The organism is Paenibacillus sp. D2_2 (assembly GCF_031199965.1).
Lineage (GTDB): Bacteria > Bacillota > Bacilli > Paenibacillales > Paenibacillaceae > Fontibacillus.
Genome location: NZ_CP133605.1, coordinates 4485001 through 4504187 on the forward strand (window position 1 = coordinate 4485001; position 19187 = coordinate 4504187).

General features: G+C 46.5%; 20 protein-coding genes, 3 pseudogenes and 1 other annotated feature (1 of these 24 running past the window's edge). Of the genes and pseudogenes, 3 read left to right on the forward strand and 20 right to left on the reverse strand.

All coding sequences use genetic code 11. From position 1 onward, the window contains the following. The 12 genes and pseudogenes from RE628_RS22890 to RE628_RS29810 all read right to left on the reverse strand — a co-directional run. Positions 1–9 carry the beginning of a LysM peptidoglycan-binding domain-containing protein gene (locus RE628_RS22890; RefSeq protein WP_309155257.1) on the reverse strand. Its footprint begins 1818 nt before the window's first position, so the window shows 9 of its 1827 coding nt (coding positions 1–9); the start codon lies at positions 7–9; its stop codon lies beyond the left edge, outside the window. Between the two features lie 169 nt (positions 10–178). Next, positions 179–1057 carry a branched-chain-amino-acid transaminase gene (ilvE, locus tag RE628_RS22895; RefSeq protein WP_309155262.1) on the reverse strand — a complete coding sequence of 293 codons (879 nt, stop codon included), beginning with the start codon at positions 1055–1057 and terminating at the stop codon, positions 179–181. Continuing rightward, complete coding sequence (pheA, locus tag RE628_RS22900) at positions 1057–1947, reverse strand: prephenate dehydratase (protein ID WP_309155264.1); 891 nt, start codon at positions 1945–1947, stop codon at positions 1057–1059. The genes ilvE and pheA overlap by 1 nt, the downstream gene beginning before the upstream one ends. Then, complete coding sequence (thrB, locus tag RE628_RS22905) at positions 1944–2912, reverse strand: homoserine kinase (protein ID WP_309159540.1); 969 nt, start codon at positions 2910–2912, stop codon at positions 1944–1946. Before thrB ends, pheA begins: the two co-directional genes overlap by 4 nt. A 77-nt stretch (positions 2913–2989) precedes the next feature. Then, entirely contained in the window at positions 2990–4276 is a 1287-nt protein-coding gene (locus tag RE628_RS22910; RefSeq protein ID WP_309155266.1) for a homoserine dehydrogenase, read from the reverse strand. A gap of 45 nt (positions 4277–4321) precedes the next feature. Beyond that, the gene (locus RE628_RS22915) at positions 4322–4759 is read right to left on the reverse strand and encodes an ACT domain-containing protein (RefSeq protein ID WP_309155268.1); all 438 of its coding nucleotides are present in this window, start codon (positions 4757–4759) and stop codon (positions 4322–4324) included. Between the two features lie 203 nt (positions 4760–4962). Further along, on the reverse strand, positions 4963–6276 hold the full coding sequence (gene obgE / locus RE628_RS22920; protein WP_309155271.1) for a GTPase ObgE: 1314 nt from the start codon (positions 6274–6276) through the stop codon (positions 4963–4965). Next, positions 6267–7079, reverse strand: a complete 813-nt coding sequence (locus tag RE628_RS22925; protein WP_309155274.1) for a Spo0B domain-containing protein — start codon at positions 7077–7079, stop codon at positions 6267–6269. Before RE628_RS22925 ends, obgE begins: the two co-directional genes overlap by 10 nt. A gap of 153 nt (positions 7080–7232) precedes the next feature. Continuing rightward, the gene (gene rpmA, locus RE628_RS22930) at positions 7233–7544 is read right to left on the reverse strand and encodes a 50S ribosomal protein L27 (RefSeq protein ID WP_068697198.1); all 312 of its coding nucleotides are present in this window, start codon (positions 7542–7544) and stop codon (positions 7233–7235) included. Positions 7545–7563: 19 nt separating this feature from the next. After that, the gene (locus RE628_RS22935) at positions 7564–7896 is read right to left on the reverse strand and encodes a ribosomal-processing cysteine protease Prp (protein WP_309155283.1); all 333 of its coding nucleotides are present in this window, start codon (positions 7894–7896) and stop codon (positions 7564–7566) included. Between the two features lie 13 nt (positions 7897–7909). Then, entirely contained in the window at positions 7910–8221 is a 312-nt protein-coding gene (rplU, locus tag RE628_RS22940; protein WP_044481735.1) for a 50S ribosomal protein L21, read from the reverse strand. Positions 8222–8234: 13 nt separating this feature from the next. After that, positions 8235–8318, reverse strand: a sequence feature (ribosomal protein L21 leader region). Positions 8319–8611: 293 nt separating this feature from the next. Next, positions 8612–9399, reverse strand: a pseudogene (locus tag RE628_RS29810) (DeoR/GlpR family DNA-binding transcription regulator). 324 nt (positions 9400–9723) lie between these two features. Here RE628_RS29810 and RE628_RS22955 point away from each other — a divergent pair. The 3 genes from RE628_RS22955 (at position 9724) to RE628_RS22965 (ending at position 12885) form a co-directional block, all read left to right on the forward strand. Further along, positions 9724–10668, forward strand: a complete 945-nt coding sequence (locus RE628_RS22955) for a metallophosphoesterase family protein (protein WP_309155291.1) — start codon at positions 9724–9726, stop codon at positions 10666–10668. A gap of 21 nt (positions 10669–10689) precedes the next feature. After that, positions 10690–11547, forward strand: coding sequence for a DMT family transporter (locus RE628_RS22960; protein WP_309155293.1), 858 nt, complete (start codon positions 10690–10692; stop codon positions 11545–11547). Between the two features lie 252 nt (positions 11548–11799). After that, positions 11800–12885, forward strand: a complete 1086-nt coding sequence (locus RE628_RS22965) for a hypothetical protein (protein WP_309155295.1) — start codon at positions 11800–11802, stop codon at positions 12883–12885. An 85-nt stretch (positions 12886–12970) separates the two neighbouring features. Here RE628_RS22965 and RE628_RS22970 read toward each other — a convergent pair whose 3' ends face one another. From RE628_RS22970 to mreC, 8 genes and pseudogenes are all read right to left on the reverse strand, one after another. After that, on the reverse strand, positions 12971–14155 hold the full coding sequence (locus RE628_RS22970) for an Rne/Rng family ribonuclease (RefSeq protein WP_309159542.1): 1185 nt from the start codon (positions 14153–14155) through the stop codon (positions 12971–12973). 78 nt (positions 14156–14233) lie between these two features. Further along, positions 14234–15075, reverse strand: a pseudogene (locus tag RE628_RS22975) (M50 family metallopeptidase); the annotation flags it as partial. A 42-nt stretch (positions 15076–15117) separates the two neighbouring features. Further along, positions 15118–15549, reverse strand: a complete 432-nt coding sequence (locus RE628_RS22980; protein WP_309155297.1) for a peptidoglycan DD-metalloendopeptidase family protein — start codon at positions 15547–15549, stop codon at positions 15118–15120. A gap of 388 nt (positions 15550–15937) precedes the next feature. Beyond that, positions 15938–16132, reverse strand: coding sequence for a hypothetical protein (locus tag RE628_RS22985; protein WP_309155299.1), 195 nt, complete (start codon positions 16130–16132; stop codon positions 15938–15940). A gap of 16 nt (positions 16133–16148) precedes the next feature. Further along, positions 16149–16943 carry a septum site-determining protein MinD gene (gene minD, locus RE628_RS22990; RefSeq protein WP_309155301.1) on the reverse strand — a complete coding sequence of 265 codons (795 nt, stop codon included), beginning with the start codon at positions 16941–16943 and terminating at the stop codon, positions 16149–16151. 3 nt (positions 16944–16946) lie between these two features. Next, positions 16947–17605: pseudogene (gene minC / locus RE628_RS22995) on the reverse strand (septum site-determining protein MinC). Positions 17606–17681: 76 nt separating this feature from the next. Further along, positions 17682–18212: a rod shape-determining protein MreD gene (mreD, locus tag RE628_RS23000; protein ID WP_309155305.1), complete on the reverse strand. Its 531-nt coding sequence runs from the start codon at positions 18210–18212 to the stop codon at positions 17682–17684. Further along, on the reverse strand, positions 18212–19042 hold the full coding sequence (mreC, locus tag RE628_RS23005) for a rod shape-determining protein MreC (RefSeq protein ID WP_309155307.1): 831 nt from the start codon (positions 19040–19042) through the stop codon (positions 18212–18214). The genes mreD and mreC overlap by 1 nt, the downstream gene beginning before the upstream one ends. Between the last annotated feature and the right edge of the window lie 145 nt (positions 19043–19187).

Genomic DNA, 19187 nt, shown 5'->3' on the forward strand with positions numbered 1-19187 from the left:
TATTTTCACGCGCTAAAGACCTCCTAGGTTTCTTCTCCGGTACGTGATATTCGCCCGGGCCCAATTAATACATCCTATGCAAAAAAGCCCAGATTTGACATCCGCGAAAATAAAAAAAGCAAAACAAAAAAAAGCCCCGCCATCCACTAGGGATGCGAAGCTCTTCTATGAATTTGAATTACCAGACTTTCAATCCGTCTTGATCAACGATGCTACGGAACTCTTCAAGCAGCTTCAGGGTTACAGGGCCTGCCTGACCACTGCCGATAATCCGTCCATCGACTTCACGAACAGCGATAACTTCAGCCGCCGTACCCGTCAGGAATACTTCGTCGGCCACATAAATATCGTGCATCGTGAACGGCTCTTCCTTCAGCTTGTAGCCCTTCTTCTCGCAAATTTCAATAATCGCTTGACGAGTGATCCCATCGAGTGCTCCTAAATAGCAAGGAGGCGTAGTAATAACTCCATTTTTGATAATGAAAATATTATCCCCGGATCCTTCAGTCACATAGCCTTGAGCATTCATCATAATCGCCTCACCAGCACCGGCAAGGTTCGATTGAATCTTCACTAGAATATTGTTCAAATAGTTCAGTGATTTGATCTTTGGATTGAGCGCATCCGGGATATTGCGGCGTGTCGATACAGATACAGCCTTAAGCCCGTTCTTGTATGCTTCCTCCGAGTAGATGGCGAGTTGTTCCACAATAATAATGACAGAAGCCTTGGCACAACGGTTTGGATCAAGCCCCAGATTACCTGGTCCACGTGAGACGATGAGGCGGATGTAGCCATCACGCATCTCATTACGGCGCAATGTCTCTACCAACGCTTCTTCCATCTCCTTATAGCTCAGCGGAATCTCCAGCATAATCGACTTGGCCGAATCGTACAGACGATCCAGATGCTCTTTACATTTGAATATATTGCCGTTATAGATGCGGATACCTTCGAAGATTCCATCACCATATAAGAAGCCGTGGTCGTAGACCGAGACGGTTGCCTTCTCCTTTGTTACATATTCCCCATCTAGATAAATCCATTGTTCTGCCATTAATATTGCACCTCCGAATTTAGTACTTTGCTAGAATAACTAGGATAGCTTCCAAGCACTCTGACTTGGCATCCTAAGGCCTCAATCTCTTCTATAGCAGAGGGAAGCAACACTGCATCCAGTGCGGCCAATACATCCATATAGAAATAATAACTGCCTAACCTCTTCTTCGTGGGACGCGATTCAATTCTTGATAGATTCAGCTTGCGCCAGGCAAATGCCGATAGCACCTGATGCAGCGCACCCGGGAAATCCTCCGGTAAAGTGACGAGGATACTCGTCTTCATTTGTGCACCATCTTCTATAGTTGGCAAAGGCTTAGGGCCAATCAGCACGAAGCGGGTGTAATTGTTATCATGATCTGTAACTTTACTCGCCAGCACATCGAGACCATGCCGCTTAGCCCCAATCATAGTACCGATCGCTGTCCAGCCTTCCCCTGGATTATGCTTAACTAACTCGACCGCCTCTGCCGTACTTCCTACATTCTCTAGTTCTGCATGCGGCATATGCGACTTAAGGAACTTCATGCATTGCGCCATCGCGACTGGATGGGACAAAACTCGAGAAACCTTGGAATAATCAACGCTATCATCGGCGTCAACAAATTCACTGCGCCGTCCGATCAGATTTTGAACAGAAGGATAGACCCATTCAACCTGCATTGGAACGTCAACTTCATGGACGAGCCAATCCATATGCAGACTCACCGAACCCTCGATGGTGTTCTCCATTGGAATTACGCTGTAATCCGTGAGACCATTCACGGTTGCCAGAAAAACATCAGAGATCTGCTTGTAATGGAGCAGCTCAACAGGCTCATCACCGAACAACCGAAGAACCGCCTCATGAGATACCGTCCCCTCAGGCAACAATGCTAATCGTATCATGCTTTGACTTCCCCTCTTACGTAATCCAGTAATGAACTATCTTTATCCATAGTAAGCTCCTGAGCTCCATGTGTGCAAGGTTTTAGCCAAAGCGTTCTTGCCTTTATATCATGAGACTTAAGCACTTGCAGTAGGTAGGATTCCAACCGCTCTCCCTGTCCCGCCTGAGCATCGACCAGGGCGAGTAGAGTAGGTCCAGCCCCGCTAAGTGCTGTACCTAGAGCTCCATGCTGCGTAGCCTCCTCGAGAATTTGCATCATTCCAGGAACAAGCGAAGCCCGGTAAGGCTGATGTAGCCGGTCTCGCATTGCTGCGGAGATAAGATCAAGCCGACCCATAGCCAGAGCCGCGGTAAGCATCGAAGTATGACTGACATTATAAACTGCATCACCTAGACTTACCTGCTTAGGAAGAACCTCTCGTGCCTTGGAGGTGGATAAATGAAACTCAGGTATAGCAACCAAGACCTCCAATTGCTGTGGCGGCTCAATGCGCAGTATATCGGCATGAGTCCCGTCCCACACAGCCGTAATGATTCCACCATATAGTGAGGCCCCTACATTATCGGGATGGTTCTCCAGCGCTGTGGCCATATCGAATAATCGAGCAAGTGGCAAAGGAGAGCCAATTAATGCATTGGCAGCATATAACGCTCCGACAATCGCAGAGGCACTGCTGCCTAGACCACGGGTTAACGGAATATCGGAGTAGATTGAAATTTCCAGTTCGGGAATCTCGACTCCGACTTCAGCGAATACCGATTGCGCCACAGAATAGATGAGATTGCTCTTATCCTTTGGAAGACCATCCAAATTATCGCCGTAGAGATGAAAAACTGTCGTATCTGCCGGCTTCATCTCAATCCATGAGTAGAGGGATAATGCCATGCCTAACGTATCGAATCCCGGACCCAAATTGGCCGTACTGGCCGGAACCTGAACCCGGACGCCCGAGCTGCGAGTCATACTCATAACCAACCACCTTCATATCTGTCAACAATCATCGTCATCTTGGAATCATTCATACTATATACTCCTTACTCTTAGCCCTCAACACGGTACACACTCTTCACTTTGCGAATAACATCCAACGATTCAAAGTGACTCATAACCTTATCCATTGCTGCCTTGCTAGCATTATGGGTAACAATAATGATCTCCACATCACTCATGCTAGCATTTGGAGACTGCACGACCGATTCCAAGCTCACGTCATATTCAGCAAATACCTGAGTGATCTTCGACAACACGCCTGCCTTATCAGCAACCTGAAGCAGCAAGTAATTTTTATAGGCGATTTGCTCATCATCCTTCAGCTTCTTCGGTTTGTATGGACCAATCGCTCTCAAGCCATTTACACCAAGCTTCTGATTCTTGATTACAGCGACCAGGTCCGCAACAATCGAAGTCGCCGTCGGCATCTCTCCAGCACCAGGACCGTAGAACATCGTCTCACCGACCGCTTCGCCGTACACATATACTGCGTTAAATACGCCATTAACTGCAGCAATCGGATGGCTATGCTTCACCATCGTCGGCTCAACACTGATACTGTACTCATCATCTTGCCGTTCCGCGATTCCGAGCAGCTTAATCTCATAGCCCATTCTCTTGGCATACAGAATATCTTCCTTAGATACTGCAGTGATCCCGCGAACCTTGACGTCTCGTAGATCAACGTTCGTCCGGAAACCAATCGAGCCGAGAATTGCCATCTTACGAGCGGCATCCAATCCCTCGACATCCGAAGTCGGATCTGCCTCTGCATAACCGAGTTCCTGAGCCTCAGCCAGTACGTCATCATATGATGCGCCTTCCTGACTCATTTTCGATAAAATATAGTTCGTTGTCCCATTCACGATTCCCATGATCTTCATAATACGATCCGAGGAGAAGCCCTCAATCAGCGTGCGGATAATTGGAATCCCTCCAGCCACGCTCGCTTCATAGAATATATCGCATTGCTTTTCCCTCGCTACGGCCATAATCTCGGCTCCATAGAGGGCCATCAAATCCTTGTTGGCAGTAACGATGTGCTTGCCGCGGTTCAGTGCCTCTAGAATATACTCCTTCGTCTGTTCCACGCCGCCCATCACTTCAATGATGACATCGATCTCAGGATCGTGAATCACTTCCCAAGGATCCTCCGTCAACTTGCTGCGCTCGATATCTACGCTACGGGTTTTCTCTATGTTCTTTACCGCAACCTTCTCAATCACGATCGGAGAACCTACCTGACTGCTCAGGTCCTCCTGGTGCCCTTCCACAATACGGACGACGCCAGTTCCAACCGTACCGAGTCCAAGTAAACCTACTTTTACTGATTTCACTCGCTGTCCCTCCTATATCCCATGATTGGGTAATTGAATTCAAACCTATCCTTGACCGACGATTTCTGTCTTTCTTACGCCGGGAGTTCCCTGAAGCATCTCAATGATCTCATCCAGTTCCTCTGTCAAACGCGAGGTCTCTACAGAAATTACTACATTCGCCTTGCCTTGCAGTGGAATACTCTGATTTATTGTAAGCACGTTACCTCCAGAGCCTGCGATCAGCCCCAGCACTTTGGATAAAATTCCGGAACGATGCTCCAAGTCAAAAGATATCGTGACGATGCTCTCGCGTTCAATCTGATTCAATAGATGTATTCCGTCCTTGTATTTATAAAAGGCGCTCCGGCTAAGTCCCACTCTCGCCACCGCCTCATTGACCGTCTTCACGTCACCTGAAGCCAGCAGCTGCTTAACCTGAAGCGTCTTGATCACAGCATCCGGCAGAATATCCTCACGAACCAAATAGTAGCGTTCCTTCACAAACGTCCTCTCCTTAGAGACTTCTGTTTTTGTATAGTGGACATTATAACGGAAATCTACTATTCCGGCAATCCATTTTTCGCATAAATTATGTAGGCACACATCCAAAAATAGCACAATTCATAAACTTTTCTCTATACAGATATACAGAAAACGGCTACTGTCCCCTCCAGGAGACGTACCCGTTTTCTGTTCATTGATGATTAATAATAGTAGCTGCTGCCTTCCACAAATTCAAATTCAAAATCGCCAATTCGTACGATCGTACCATCTTCAGCACCGCGTTTGCGCAGTTCTTCATCTACACCCATATGACGAAGTGTACGTGCCAGCTTAAGGATAGCCTCATGCGTATTAAGCTGCATCCGTTTCATCATGCGATCGATCTTTTCGCTCTCGACAACGAACGTCTCGTTCTCGCGGCGGATGGTGAAGCTGTTGTCTTCCTTCTTATCCAGCTTGTAGATCTTGCGTTCTGTTTGCTCGGCAACTTCCTCAACAGCAGGTGCCTCAGGGATCTGTTCCAACAGATCAGCAGCCTTGTACAGAACATCCTGAACTCCCTGCCGTGTCAGAGAGGACATCTCCAAGATTTCAAGCTCTGGGTTGATCTCCCCAATCTGCTTGCGGAATTCCTTCAGGTTGTCCGCCGCTTCAGGAATATCCATCTTGTTAGCGACAATGATCTGCGGCCGTTTTGCCAACTCAGCATTGTATTGCTCCAATTCGGCGTTAATCTTCTGCCAATCATCGAAAGGGTCGCGTCCTTCAGAGCCAGCCATATCGACCACATGAACAATCAGTCTTGTCCGCTCGACATGGCGCAGGAACTCGTGTCCCAGCCCTATCCCTTCATGCGCACCTTCAATTAGTCCAGGTAGGTCAGCCATAACGAAGCTACGGCCATCACCGACATCTACGACGCCAAGATTCGGTGTAATCGTAGTGAAATGATACGCTCCGATCTTCGGCTTCGCAGCGGATACTACCGAGAGCAGTGTCGATTTGCCTACGCTCGGAAATCCGACCAAGCCTACATCGGCCATGACCTTCAGTTCTAGCACAACCCAGCGCTCTTGACCCTCTTCGCCATGCTCAGCGAGTTCCGGAGCCGGGTTATTCGGTGTCGCAAAGCGGATATTCCCACGGCCACCGCGGCCGCCTCTCGCTACTACAACCTGCTGCCCGTGACGCGTTAGATCGGCGATAACTTCCTGGGTATCATCATCAATAATGACAGTACCTGGTGGAATCCGCACGATCATATTCTCGGCATTAGCGCCGTGCTGACTCTTATTACGCCCCTTCTCGCCGCGAGTGGCCTTAAAATGACGCTGATAACGAAAATCCATCAGTGTACGCAGACCCTCATCTACACGGAATATAACGTCAGCTCCTTTGCCGCCGTCTCCGCCGGCCGGGCCTCCTTCTGGTACATATTTCTCACGTCTGAAAGCAACAATACCGTCTCCGCCGTCGCCCCCTTTTACGTATACTTTCGCTTTATCTACAAACATACGTTCACCTCATTTGTATTTTGCACTGATGACTTCATCGGCACTCTTAATCTACAGGAGAAGCGGTTAGAGTCCGTTCGCTCTGCAAGAACTCTTCTGTCAGGGTGCCATTCCTCGATATATCTCTGTAATTTCTCGGCATTTCCCGCTTCACCTTCTGGACAGAACGCCGCAATAACTTCACCATTCTCCTGATACAAGCTCATATGAAGTTCTAGCACTTCATCCCATGAGGAACGCCCCATGAATTGAAAATTTTTAATTGTCTCCACAATCGCTTCCGTCAACTCTTCAGCATCTTCTACCCGAAGCATATGATTCAGCTGCAGTTCATCCCTAATCTCGATTCGGAGATCGATTGATCTGTTCACCTCACGGAAGGATTGCAGGAAGAATACAAGCGCAGGAATGCCAAGCCTTGATATTTTACTCTCAAGTGCCATTTGTTCTTTTATTCTTTCCACACAGCTACCCAGTTTATCATATTTACCTAGCTTCAAATAGCCATATATAAGCTGTAGATCATTCATCCAGTCATGACGATGATGACCCAGCGTAGCCGTGGCCGTTCTCTGTACCGATTCCAGCATATGCTTACGCTCATCTGCAGCCCGTCTCTGGATGTATCTGCTATAGCCCTGAAATAATATCAACAAACAAAGGCTGATAATGATAAATCCGTAAAGCGAATGAATGAAATACATGGACGTTAGACAAGTCAGTACAAGCATTGCGAAAGAGTCGGAATCGCGAATCGACGTTTCATAACCTTCCTCGTTTCTGCACAGATTAGGTACAATCATTACAACTCGATGTATACACAGTATATCACAATCCTTGTCCGAAAACGCTTATTACCTATTGTCCCTGGCAAAAAATACCGTTTGTAAAAATCAAAAAGTCCTTGGCATCTAGGTGCCAAGGACTTTGTAAACCTCGCTATATTAGCAAAGTTCTTAAGCTTCGACTGCAGCTGCTACTGGAGCAACTTCCACTGGGTAGACGCTCACTTTTTTACGGTCGCGGCCCCAACGTTCGAACTTAACTACGCCGTCAACTTTTGCAAACAGCGTATCGTCTTTGCCGATACCCACGTTAGTACCTGGGTGAATTTTCGTTCCGCGTTGACGAACGAGAATGCTTCCGCCAGTTACAACTTGACCATCCGCACGCTTAACGCCAAGGCGCTTAGCGATACTGTCGCGTCCGTTCTTTGTGGAACCTACGCCCTTCTTCGAAGCGAACAACTGAAGATCTAATTTCAACATTGTCCATCTACCTCCTTCTTCAAATAATAACGTTCTGTATCTGAATATACTGTCCGTATGAATCCTCGATATTCTTCAACATTACGACCATAGACGAGAGAAGCAGTTGTACCTGCTCCGACACCTCTGTGTTCAGACCAGCCGGCAGCTTTGCATTGAGAAAGCCGCTCTTCACCTTTGAGTCCATCACAATACCTGTGAGTTCCTCAATGGAATTAACTGTTCCAACAGTGATGGCCGAGACTCCGGCACATACTATATCTTTTCCGCTATCGGCGTAATTAGCATGACCAGACACTTTAAAGCCAACTATGTTGTCATCCTTACTACGTAGTACAGACACGATAATCACTTACCGCACCTTCTTACGCTTGGATTTTCTCGATAGTTACTTTAGTGTAAGGTTGACGATGACCTTGCTTCTTGTGGTAGTTCTTCTTAGGCTTGTATTTGTAAACGACTACTTTTTGGCCTTTGCCGTGCTTCTCAACTTTCGCTGTTACACTAGCGCCGGATACCAACGGAGCTCCCGTTACCAAACCTTCACCTTTGGATACTGCCAATACACGGTCGAACGTCACGCTAGCGCCGTCCTCAGCATTCAATTTCTCGATGTAAAGAACATCGCCTTCTTGAACACGGTATTGTTTACCACCAGTTTCGATAATTGCGTACATTTGCTTGCACCTCCTCATGTCTCAGACTCGCCTAATTCAGGTGCCGCCCTTCAAGGAAACGGTCTTGCATACCTGATCGGAGCGGTTGCAGCATGTGTACAAGGCTCACTCATAACACATACCATAGTATGATAACATGAGCCAAAACGAAAATCAATTATTTTATATGTAGTTCAAAAAGTCCGCTTTTGATCACGAAGAAACTCTAAGAAGTGGATTCGACATCGAATCTTGAATTCAGCCGGGCCTTCCGGTGCTCATGTACAAATTACGTACGTTCCGCTCCTCAGTCCCTGGCTTCATCCAACCTTCTCGGTGCTGAAAACCGGCCTTTTTGAACATTTATTTTTAGAGGTAGCTCAAAAAGTCCGCTTTGATCACGGAGCTAGTTCACCCCACCACTTCATTATTACTGCTGATTAGCACCTCGACATCCAGCTTATTCAATGCATCGATCCATTCCTGCGAACAGCCAGGATCGGTTACGATCATGGAAATCTGCTCTAGAGGGGCGATTTGCGCAAAGGTCGTAACTCCGAATTTGGAGTGATCAGCTACCAGAATAGACTCTTCCGTACGCAGCATCATTTTCCGGGACCATTGCGCTTCCTCCAGATTATACTCGGTAATCCCATCAACAAGCGATATACCTCCCGCGGAGATAAAAGCCTTGTTCACCTTGAACTGGTCAAGTAATTGATGAGCAATCGCATCCGTGGATGCCTGACAGACCTTGTTAACCTCCCCACCAGCAAAAATGATTTTCCCTGAAAATCCTCCAGTGCACTGGTGAGTACAGGTACGGAGTTCGTTATGACTGTCACGTCTGCGCGATGCTTCAGTTCCCGCATAATCTCAAGAGTTGTGGTTCCATTATCAAGGAGAATGGTCTCCCCCTCTCTAACCAATGAAGCCGCAAGTCTGCCAATGGACTGCTTCTCAGCGTGATGCATTTGCGATCGCTTCATAAAAGTCGGTTCAATCCATTCAGAACGGGTCTGAACCGCACCACCGTATACCTTACGCAATTTCCCTTCCTTCTCCAGTCGATCCAGATCACGGCGGATGGTCTCCGTAGAGACATTAAATATTCCCGCTAAATCATGTACCTGGACCTTACCTTCTTTGCTAAGCTGTGCGAGAATAGTCTGACGGCGCTCCTCGTAGGTTAAGGACATGTCGTTCCCTCCTGTATTCAACAAGCTTTATGATTTAAAAGATTGTTCAAAAAGTGTGCTTTTGAAAGAAAACCGATTTTTTTGAACACGCACTTTAATGTGTTTTGTTGTTGTTTTTGTTTTAAGTGTATCGTTTGCTTGGAAATTTTGTCAAACTTCTATCCGCTGCTTACGGCTTACTGCCTTAATAGCTGTCTCTATATTTTACGTAGATTTTACAAACTTCTATAAAAGCATTGACAAAAGCGTTGTCAGGGCATAAAATCAACACGAAAACAACACTAATAAACAAGAATCAACAACATAACAACGAGGAGGGGCATTATGAGCCGCCGTTTATCTTATCGTCAGGATGGAACGTTTACGATTGTACAATTTACTGATCTCCACTGGAAGACTGGAACGGATGCCGACCAGAGCACTCGCAAATTAATGGAATTGGTATTGGAAGCTGAAAATCCTGATCTGGTCGTATTTACAGGGGATGTCATCTACACCGGACACAATACTGATTGTGAGAATCCCGTTCAAGCTTTCAACGAAGCTGTAGCTGCTGTAGAAGAACGTAGTATTCCGTGGTCCGTTGTCTTCGGTAACCACGATACCGAGAGTTTAATTACCCGCAAAGAACTTATGCAGTTAATTTTATCTCATCAACATACCGTGACCGAGGCAGGTCCTGAAGAAATTTATGGTGAAGGTAATTACACCATTGAATTGATCGACACTAAAGGTAGATCTGCATTTAATTTATATTTCCTCGACTCTGGAAGCACCTCGCCACTGGAGCATGTCCCATACTATAACTGGGTACGCCGAGATCAGCTGAATTGGCTAGCCGGTGAATCGGCTCGACTTAATCCTGCGGATCAGGCAGAGAAAGTGCCAGCGCTCGCGTTCTTCCATATTCCTGTTCAAGAGTATCAGCAGATGTGGGATACACAGGTCTGCTATGGTAATAAATTTGAACCCGTTTGCAGTGCCCCCGTCAATTCAGGTCTATTCACCACTCTACTTGAAATGGGAGATGTAGTCGGGACCTTCTGTGGTCATGATCATGTCAATGACTATCATGGTAGTCTGTACGGCATTCGCCTCTGTTATGGCAGAGCGACAGGCATCAACACCTATGGCCGGGATGGATTCCCGCGTGGCGCCCGCGTCATCCGTCTTACTGAAGGAGAGAAGGACTTCGCAACCTGGCTTCGTCTGGAGGACGGTACAGCTATGACCGAGCAACCTGTTCATCAACCTGAAAATGCAAAATAATAGAGAGGCTGCTGTATAACCATGCTGATACCTATTTTACTAGTTCTGGCCTCCGGAATGTGTCATGCAGTCTGGAACCTATTTACGAAACGCAGCATTAATAAGGGCGTCTTCCTATGGACGATCATGATGATCCCATCAGTGCTTCTCCTGCCCTACCTTATTGTGGAGCTTTGGAGAACTCCATTATCTTGGGGCAGTTATGGACTATTATTGTTATCCGTTATTTTACAAGGTGTGTATTCCTGGCTATTGTCCAAAACCTATGAACTCGGTGACTTGTCGCAGATCTATCCGATCATGCGGGGTACGAGCACACTGCTCATTCCTATAATCGGAGTCGTATTTCTCAAAGAGTCCCTATCCGTATTTGGATGGATCGGCATTATACTCATGATCGGTGGATTTTTCGTGCTTAGCGGAGCCAGCCTAGGGAAGAAGCAGACAAATAGACAACCGCAAAGCCTAAAACCATTCGCCTTGGCACTGTGTGTAGGACTATGTACGACTAGCTATGTATTTGTAGATAAACTGAATCTTGGCAATATCTCTCCCTTGGCCCTGCTCGAAGTGACCAACATCGGTTTTGTTGCCGGATTAACCCCGCTCGTATTAACTTCGAAGGCGTTGAAGCGAGAGTGGAAAGCTAACCGTAACACGATTCTTCTTGGTGCGGTCTTGAATCCCGGTTCATATCTACTCTTCCTATTTGCCATGCAGCAGGCACCGATGGCTCATATCAGCCCTTTGCGAGAGATTGGAACCGTGTTCGCTACTTTCCTCGGAGTTCTGATTCTGAAGGAGCAGCAAGGTTTAAAAAGAATCGCCACCTCCATCGTCATCTTCTGCGGAATCTTGTGTATAGGGTTATTGGGATAAATATTGTGGAAGCCGAGTCTAGATAGATATCTCTGGACCCGGCTTTTTTAATACATACCAATCAATTTTTATAGTAATCACTGTTTCGTACTTATACGATTGTAATAATTATACATATTAGGTATCCTAAAATAAGATCATGGGTTTATTCCGAATAATCTTGTTAAGGGGAACTATGAAAAAAGACTTATTCTACTGCTGGTCGTTTGTTTTCTTATCTCCATACTGACATCATGTACGGAACTGAAGGGAATGGAGGATCAATACATACCTGAAACTGATTATCCTTATATGTTTGGCAATAACTTACAGGTAACAACTGGTAATGGCAGCTATTATTTTCGGAATGATGGCCAATTATATAAAATGGATCAAAATAGTAAAAAGCCTGAACCACAGCTAATCGATACCATATACTCAGCTCCCCGGTTACGAGCGGGTAGCGACTCTTTACTGCTGCAATTTTACCAAGACAAGCTATATACTATCGAGCCAAAAAGCCCTCAAACTGATCCAAGCATTCAATATGAACTTGTTCAGCGCGATACTGATGGGAGGAACCGACACACTGTTATAGATCTGCCTCATACCCCAGTTAGCACAGCCATTCATCGCGGTTACCTTTACTATAGCGTCGAAGTCAAAGATCAGGGGAAGAACAAGCAAATGCTCCTTCGCCTCGCTTTGAAAGAATCGTCGCAAGAACCTGAAGTATTATATGAGACTCACAATCGTGATGGAGGAATCGCTGCCGTCATTCCTTACGGTTCACAGATTTATTTCATCGAAAGTGATAAGCAAGCAATTTATACAATGCGCTATAATCTAAGAAACTCACAGGTCACCAGGCTGTTGGATAACGAAGATGAGGGAAGCCCATTCATTAAAGCGATTCATAATCAAAGAATTTATTTCAGCTATTACTATCCCCCTAAGAGTGACGAGATTTCAGATCTTGTAGAGGAACCCGCACTTAAGACGTATTCCTCCCAATTAAACGGCAAGGATATTCAGGTAGAGACTGGCATTCCACCGGCTCCTATCAATTTTAATGCGTTGATTGATGATCAATACAGCTATGTAGGGCCCAGTAGAATTGAAGGGATTTCTGACAAGCTGAAGATCTACAAGGACAATCATCTTATCCAAACCATCCGTATGTCTACTGATGCAGCAACACCAGAAATTCAGCTATTGATTGTCGGAGATGAACGCTATATGTTCATGCTCGGAACTGATTATAGCAAAACATATATCCAGTATCTGGATAAGCGTGAGATCGAAGCCGGGACGGCAAATTTCAAGATGTTGCTGGAAGCCCCGTCAATGTATAGATAGCAAACACAAAGAAACCACACTTCGATTTGATGTGTGGTTTCTTTGTGTTCTCCTTGTATTAACGATCGGGGCCTCGATTAATCATTCAATTGCAGTACACTTTCTTCCGTACCCGCTTACGGGTCATCTCGAGCAGGCCCAGCTTGGTCCAGCCCAGAACATGATGCTGCGTCCGATCCCCGTCCAGTGAAGATTCCAGCATATCTAGTACCTCACTCTGATGCTCTTCCCGATCCATATCAATGAAATCGATGATAATGATACCACCAGCATCGCGGAGCCGCACCAACCTGGCAATCTCCCTTGCAGCTTCCATATTGGTCTGGAATACCGTCTCTTCCAGCGTCTGTCCGCCGGTAAAGCGGCCGGTGTTCACATCGATAACAGTCATCGCCTCGGTATTATCCCATACTATGTACCCGCCGCCTGGTAGCCAAATCTTACGCTGAAAATCCTTCTCCAGTTGCTGACGAATTCCATAATGCTCAAATAATCCTACTTCCCCCTCATACACCGTAATCTTCGGGGATCTTCCTGGAAGCATCGTACCAAGAAAAGCACTCGTCTGTTCCAACTGCTCTGGACAATCCATAATCAACTCATCTGTCTCAGGACTATATATATCCCTCATAAGTCGTTGAACCATTCCAAGATCATGATGCAGTGGACTTGGTGCGCTCATCTCCTCCGCCGTAGCCTGTATATGGCTCCAGCGATCACGAAGCATGTTCAGATCCTCTGCGATAGAATTTGGCTCTGCATTCTCCGCAACCGTCCGCAGAATAAGTCCTTCTTCTTCCGTACGCAATTCCTCGCCAATCGTTTTTAATCTTGTTCTCTCGTCTTCATGTCCGATTTTCTTAGATACCGCAACATACCCTGCTGAAGGCATATAGACAAGCCATCTACCAGGTAATGAATAGTGGGTCGTCACCCTGGCTCCCTTGTTACCTAATGCATCCTTAACAACCTGTACAATTAGTTCTTGTCCTGCTTTGAGCAGGCTTGAAATTGCTGGCTTTTGCCGCGGCTGTCTCTCCAAATGCGGGTGAAGCAAGTCATCAATATAAAGAAATGCATTCTTCTTTTGTCCAATATCAACAAAAGCCGCCTGCATGCCAGGAACAACATTCACAACCTTGCCCTTAAAAAAGCTGCCCACCAATCCCCGTCTCTGGGAACTCTCTGCTGCATACTCCACCAATCTGCCGTCTTCCAGCAGCGCCATTTGGGTGGAATCAGGGCCGCAGTGAACAATCATTCGCTTCATCATCTCACCCTTTGCCTTACTTTCTATCAAAACTGCTCTACCATTATAACATGATATAGCCTTACTAATCCTTAGGCTTGCCCCGTAAAAAGAGGAAATAATTCTCTGTTCCGGCAGAACAACCTCGATATCGCCTTGCTTGTTCATGACATATATGAAATGGTACTTCTGTCTTCTAAATAGACGCAAAATTTGTTCCAAAGGTTTCGCTCTATTCGCTACAATTGGCTGAGCTAACCCCCCGGTCATCCAATGGCGAACAAAGGCCTGGTCCCGATTAACAAGAAAACGCATGAACCTATAGGGGATATTGCGGTAATCTGTCCAATTTGAATAGAGCAGAAATAACCCCACCAGCAGCAAATTCAAATTAGGCATGCCATGTCCTAGCATAGACGGAATTACAGAGTATATCACCACCATGAAGCTGAACAATAAGCTGATTCGCAAAGAATATACTAGTGTTAGATGGAATGGCAGAATTGAGCTGATCAAGGCTTGTGATACCTTCCCCCATCCAGTGGCAGAATGGGTAGCAAATTAAACAAGGCGATGAGAAGATTGCTATATATAAAATAGAGAAAGAAGGCCCCCTCCCATAATCCGCAAACATGCAGCAGCAGCGATACCCCAATCAGTAGAATATTCTGCAAAGGCCCGGCCAACGCAATCGCGATCTCCCGGCGTGCAGTCAGATGACTCGTGTCTTCCATCTCCGCAACCCCACCGAAGGGAAGCATCTGGATCGCCAGCACTTGAACACCGAAGCACCTGGCGGCGAATACATGTCCTAATTCATGAATAAATACGATTGTGAACAAGGCAATAAGCTCCAGGAAATGCCCAGTCAGTACCGAAGCCAGCATGATGATAACAAAGAAAGGATGCACCGAAATCTTGATGCCGCTCCACTTAATCAAACGAGATCACATCCGTTGGATCAATAAATCGATCATTCTTTTTTATCGCAAAGTATAGCGTCGGGAGTGTCTCCCCTCTCTAGAACCAAGGCTCCCGATAGGGTTGCCTCCTTCGACCCAGTCTCCCTTGCTGACCAAGGCTTGTTCCAAATGCCCATATATAGATTTATAGCCGTTCGAGTGCTGCACGGTTACCGTCATCCCTGTCAGGGCATCCAAATTCACGTCCAGGACCCGGCCAGTATCAATACTTCTTACCATCGTGTTATCAGCAGCAAGTTCCTTCGGAATCACTTCCACCCCCTTCAGACTGAGGGCAAAGGGATTTGCCAAATTTCCGGTTAACGGGGATATAAATCCACCAGCCGCGCCTACCTTCATTCCTTTGTCCTCATTATGATTGAAGATCGGAATAAAGGAAGGAGCGCCGCCTATATTCTTCTCATACCAGGCCTCGATAGCACCAAAATCCATTTCCTCCGTTAGAGCCCGGGCCACAAAAGCTCTAACCGGAAATGCCCAATCCGGTTCATAACGCTCGATACCCCAGATTCCGATAAAAATAAGCGCGCTAATGATAAGACGAAGGAACAGGGATGTCCAGAAGCTAGGCCGCCTCTTGTCACCGAAATAATCATCCCCCCGCTCCCTCCAGTATGATAGCTCATGCTATCCTGCCACCGGCCTTGCCCTTCTTCCAGAGCAGTTCTGGATCTGGTTCAGTCCTGTCCGACATACTATTATAGCCGGCCATGTTCCCCTGCTCGGACTGGACGGATGACCGGTATGGGTGATCGTTACGTGTCCTGTCCTGAAGAACCGCTTGTGCCCCTCAGTCGATGTTAGTTGTCTTATTCTCTCTTCACGACGCTTTTTTACATTTGACTTCACATCCATCGTTCTCATTCCTCCGCTCGGACTGCTTGTCATACTCTATATTTATGAACAGCCGCGTCAGAATATGAACAAGCTGATCTTCCGTTCTTATGAGTACTAGCATCAGGGATGCCTGCAGTACGACAACAAAAAAAAACCGATGCCACTGGCATCGGTTCATTCATGTATATATAAGATCAGCCCATCCCAAAAAACTTCTTAAAGCGTTTGAATTTGCCCTGCTTCTGCTCCAGAAGCATCAGCGGCACGGTATCACCGAGAATTCGCCTAGCGATATTGCGGTACGCAATCGCAGCCCTCGAATCGGGATTCATAACTGTAGGCTCGCCTGAATTGGCCGCCTTGATCACAAGCTCATCGTCTGGAACGATACCAAGCAGATCAATATTCAACACTTGAAGAATATCATCAATATCCAACATATCTCCAGACTTCACCATATTCGTGCGAATCCGGTTCACTACCAGTTTGGGAGAAGAAATTTGCGAATTCTCTAACAGCCCGATAATCCGGTCTGCATCGCGTACAGCAGCATTCTCCGGCGTCGTAACTACGATAGCCTGATCAGCACCCGCGATCGCATTTCTGAATCCCTGCTCAATGCCAGCAGGACAGTCGATAATGACATATTCATATTCCTTCTTCAATTCCAGAACGATATCCTTCACCTGCTCAGGCGATACAGAATTTTTGTCCTTCGTCTGCGCTGCCGGAAGCATATACAATTCCTCGAACCGTTTGTCCTTCACCAGTGCTTGATTCAAGCGACAGCGTCCTTCAGCCACGTCAATCAGATCATAAATAATTCTGTTCTCCAGCCCCATGACGACATCCAGATTTCTGAGGCCGATATCCGTATCGACCAGACAGACCTTCTTGCCGAGTAGAGCAAGTGCTGTACCGATATTGGCCGAGGTCGTCGTCTTGCCGACGCCGCCTTTGCCAGACGTGACAACGATAGCTTCTCCCATCAATTACACCCCTTTGAACACGTTTAAATCCGGCCTGACCCGGAGCATATTCGTAATCTTGTCTATCTGCATTTTCCCGTCTCTTAAAAAAGCGAACTCCATGCTTGTCTCCCGATTCTCCCACTCATCCGGTGGCCTGCTGATGACCTCAGCGATTCTGAGCTGCGTGGGTGCCAAATAAGAGGCTGCTATGACCGCTTCCTCATTACCGGCAACGCCGGCATGGGCCATCCCTCTCAGAGCTCCTAATATTAAAATATCACCGGTGCACGTGATTGTTCCCCAGGGTTAACATCCCCTAAGAAGAGCAGGTTGCCTTCATGATGCAGCACCTGCCCAGAACGAACCATTCCGCACATCGTCGTAATTTTTGCCGTATCCTCTTCAGTCACCATGCCCGGCGTGTCCACGGAACGAATCAGTAGATTCCCTTTTTGCTTCAGAATATCAAGCAGGGCTTCCTTCTCCTCGTCCGAGATTATTCTCATTCCGAACTTCACATCAATATGAATAATCGGACCGGTCAATATGTTCTGATGGCTGTGCTCCAATTTATAACGCAATTCGTCAAGAAGAGCTTCGAATTCGCAAGTATCGTCAAACAGGAAAACCAGGCCATCTTTGATGCCCTTTATTGTCACGTGGTTGGATTTCACCGTCATTTGCCTGTCCCTCCCTCTTATTCAATTCGCGCAGAGGCAAACAAGTTCCTGCTTGCATTCATTGAAATATACGAAGTTAGGACTTCTGTTCCGGAGAGCGGCGCTTCGTAATAATCTCAAGCTGACGTCTTAACGGCACATAAATCACTAGCGCAAACACAAATTGAACGAACAGGTTCGGTATAATATGATTGACGAACGCCCACGAATAAGGTTCATGTGTGAGCTCGAACAAAGAATAGATTCCAAACAGTGTGGAGTCCAGCATCAGGCTTCCGAGTGTAATGACAATCAGTACTACCGGAAGAGGCACCGCACGTGATCTCGAGGGAAGCCCCGCCAGATAGCCTATAAATCCCATTGCGAAGGAATAAGCCCCAATAATAGCTCCATAGAACACAACATCATGCAACAATCCGAAAACAATACCTAGAACCAGACCAGAGTGGCGGTTCTCAAAGATGGAGAAATACATAATCACAACGAAGACCAAATGAGGAAAAAGACGTGTCTGCCATGAGTAAGGGATCAGCCAAGGGATGATTGTACCTTCAACAATGAACAGGACGAACAACAGCAAAATCAATATAGATTTTCTCTTCCTCACTATTTCTCAACCTCCGGAGCAAACACTACGAACAGTTCCTTCCAATCAGTAAAGTTTGCTGCTGGTTCCACCGTGGCCGTATAAGTAAGACCATACTGACCGACATCAATCTCCTTCACTGTACCGATCACCATTCCGCGAGGGAATACGCCACCGATACCCGACGAGACGATCAAATCGCCCTTCGCAAGTGAGGTAGGCTCAGTCACCCGTGACATGAGGAATTTACCTGTCGACTGATCGTAGGATTCAATCACGCCGAACACATCATTCTCTTTGCCTTGGGCTGTTACGGCAATGCCATTGGAACTCGGATCTCTTGCATCCATTGTTGTCGCCAGTCTAACGGTAGAAGTAAAGTTGCTCACATGACTAATGACGCCAACCAATCCCTCTGCGGACGATACAGCCATGCCTTCCTTAACACCCTCCCGCTCGCCGATGTTCACGACGATTGAACGGTTAATGGGATCATCATTTACACTTATGACCTGGGCTATCTTCCAAATATAGTCATATTGTTCCTTCTGAGCATTGGTAAAATCGAGATCCTTTTGCAGTCTCTCATTCTCCTGCTCTATCCAGTTAAATCTCGCTTTGTCGCGCGTATAATGGGACAAGGCAATCTTCAATTGCTCATTCTCTTCTTGTAGGGAACGCAGGTTGGAAATATCCTCAGTAATCCCCGCTATATATGAGGTGGGTTTATAAAATACATACTGCACGAAACCAACTGTATCCTTCACAAACTTCTCCGGCCAGGACAAGCCTGCTCTCGATCCGAGGGTAAAGCCCATCACCGCGATAAATAGAATAAGTCCTATCAACAAAACAAATAATCTTTTGTTGCCAAGCAGCTTAAACAGTTTAAGCCCCCTCCAATCTTTTTTATTTCTTCTTATTGTACCTTTTCACAGATCCTCTTGAAACAAGCAATTTGCAAGAAGCACGCCTAGCGGCATGACTTCTTAGACA

Coding starts and splice junctions, on each gene's coding strand:
- ilvE (WP_309155262.1), bottom strand. CDS start 1,057: ATGGCAGAACAATGGATTTATCTAGATGGGGAATATGTAACAAAGGAG.
- pheA (WP_309155264.1), bottom strand. CDS start 1,947: ATGATACGATTAGCATTGTTGCCTGAGGGGACGGTATCTCATGAGGCG.
- thrB (WP_309159540.1), bottom strand. CDS start 2,912: ATGACTCGCAGCTCGGGCGTCCGGGTTCAGGTTCCGGCCAGTACGGCC.
- obgE (WP_309155271.1), bottom strand. CDS start 6,276: ATGTTTGTAGATAAAGCGAAAGTATACGTAAAAGGGGGCGACGGCGGA.
- RE628_RS22925 (WP_309155274.1), bottom strand. CDS start 7,079: ATGATTGTACCTAATCTGTGCAGAAACGAGGAAGGTTATGAAACGTCG.
- rpmA (WP_068697198.1), bottom strand. CDS start 7,544: ATGTTGAAATTAGATCTTCAGTTGTTCGCTTCGAAGAAGGGCGTAGGT.
- rplU (WP_044481735.1), bottom strand. CDS start 8,221: ATGTACGCAATTATCGAAACTGGTGGTAAACAATACCGTGTTCAAGAA.
- RE628_RS22955 (WP_309155291.1), top strand. CDS start 9,724: ATGAGCCGCCGTTTATCTTATCGTCAGGATGGAACGTTTACGATTGTA.
- RE628_RS22960 (WP_309155293.1), top strand. CDS start 10,690: ATGCTGATACCTATTTTACTAGTTCTGGCCTCCGGAATGTGTCATGCA.
- RE628_RS22965 (WP_309155295.1), top strand. CDS start 11,800: ATGGAGGATCAATACATACCTGAAACTGATTATCCTTATATGTTTGGC.
- RE628_RS22970 (WP_309159542.1), bottom strand. CDS start 14,155: ATGAAGCGAATGATTGTTCACTGCGGCCCTGATTCCACCCAAATGGCG.
- RE628_RS22980 (WP_309155297.1), bottom strand. CDS start 15,549: ATGGATTTTGGTGCTATCGAGGCCTGGTATGAGAAGAATATAGGCGGC.
- RE628_RS22985 (WP_309155299.1), bottom strand. CDS start 16,132: ATGAACCGATGCCAGTGGCATCGGTTTTTTTTTGTTGTCGTACTGCAG.
- minD (WP_309155301.1), bottom strand. CDS start 16,943: ATGGGAGAAGCTATCGTTGTCACGTCTGGCAAAGGCGGCGTCGGCAAG.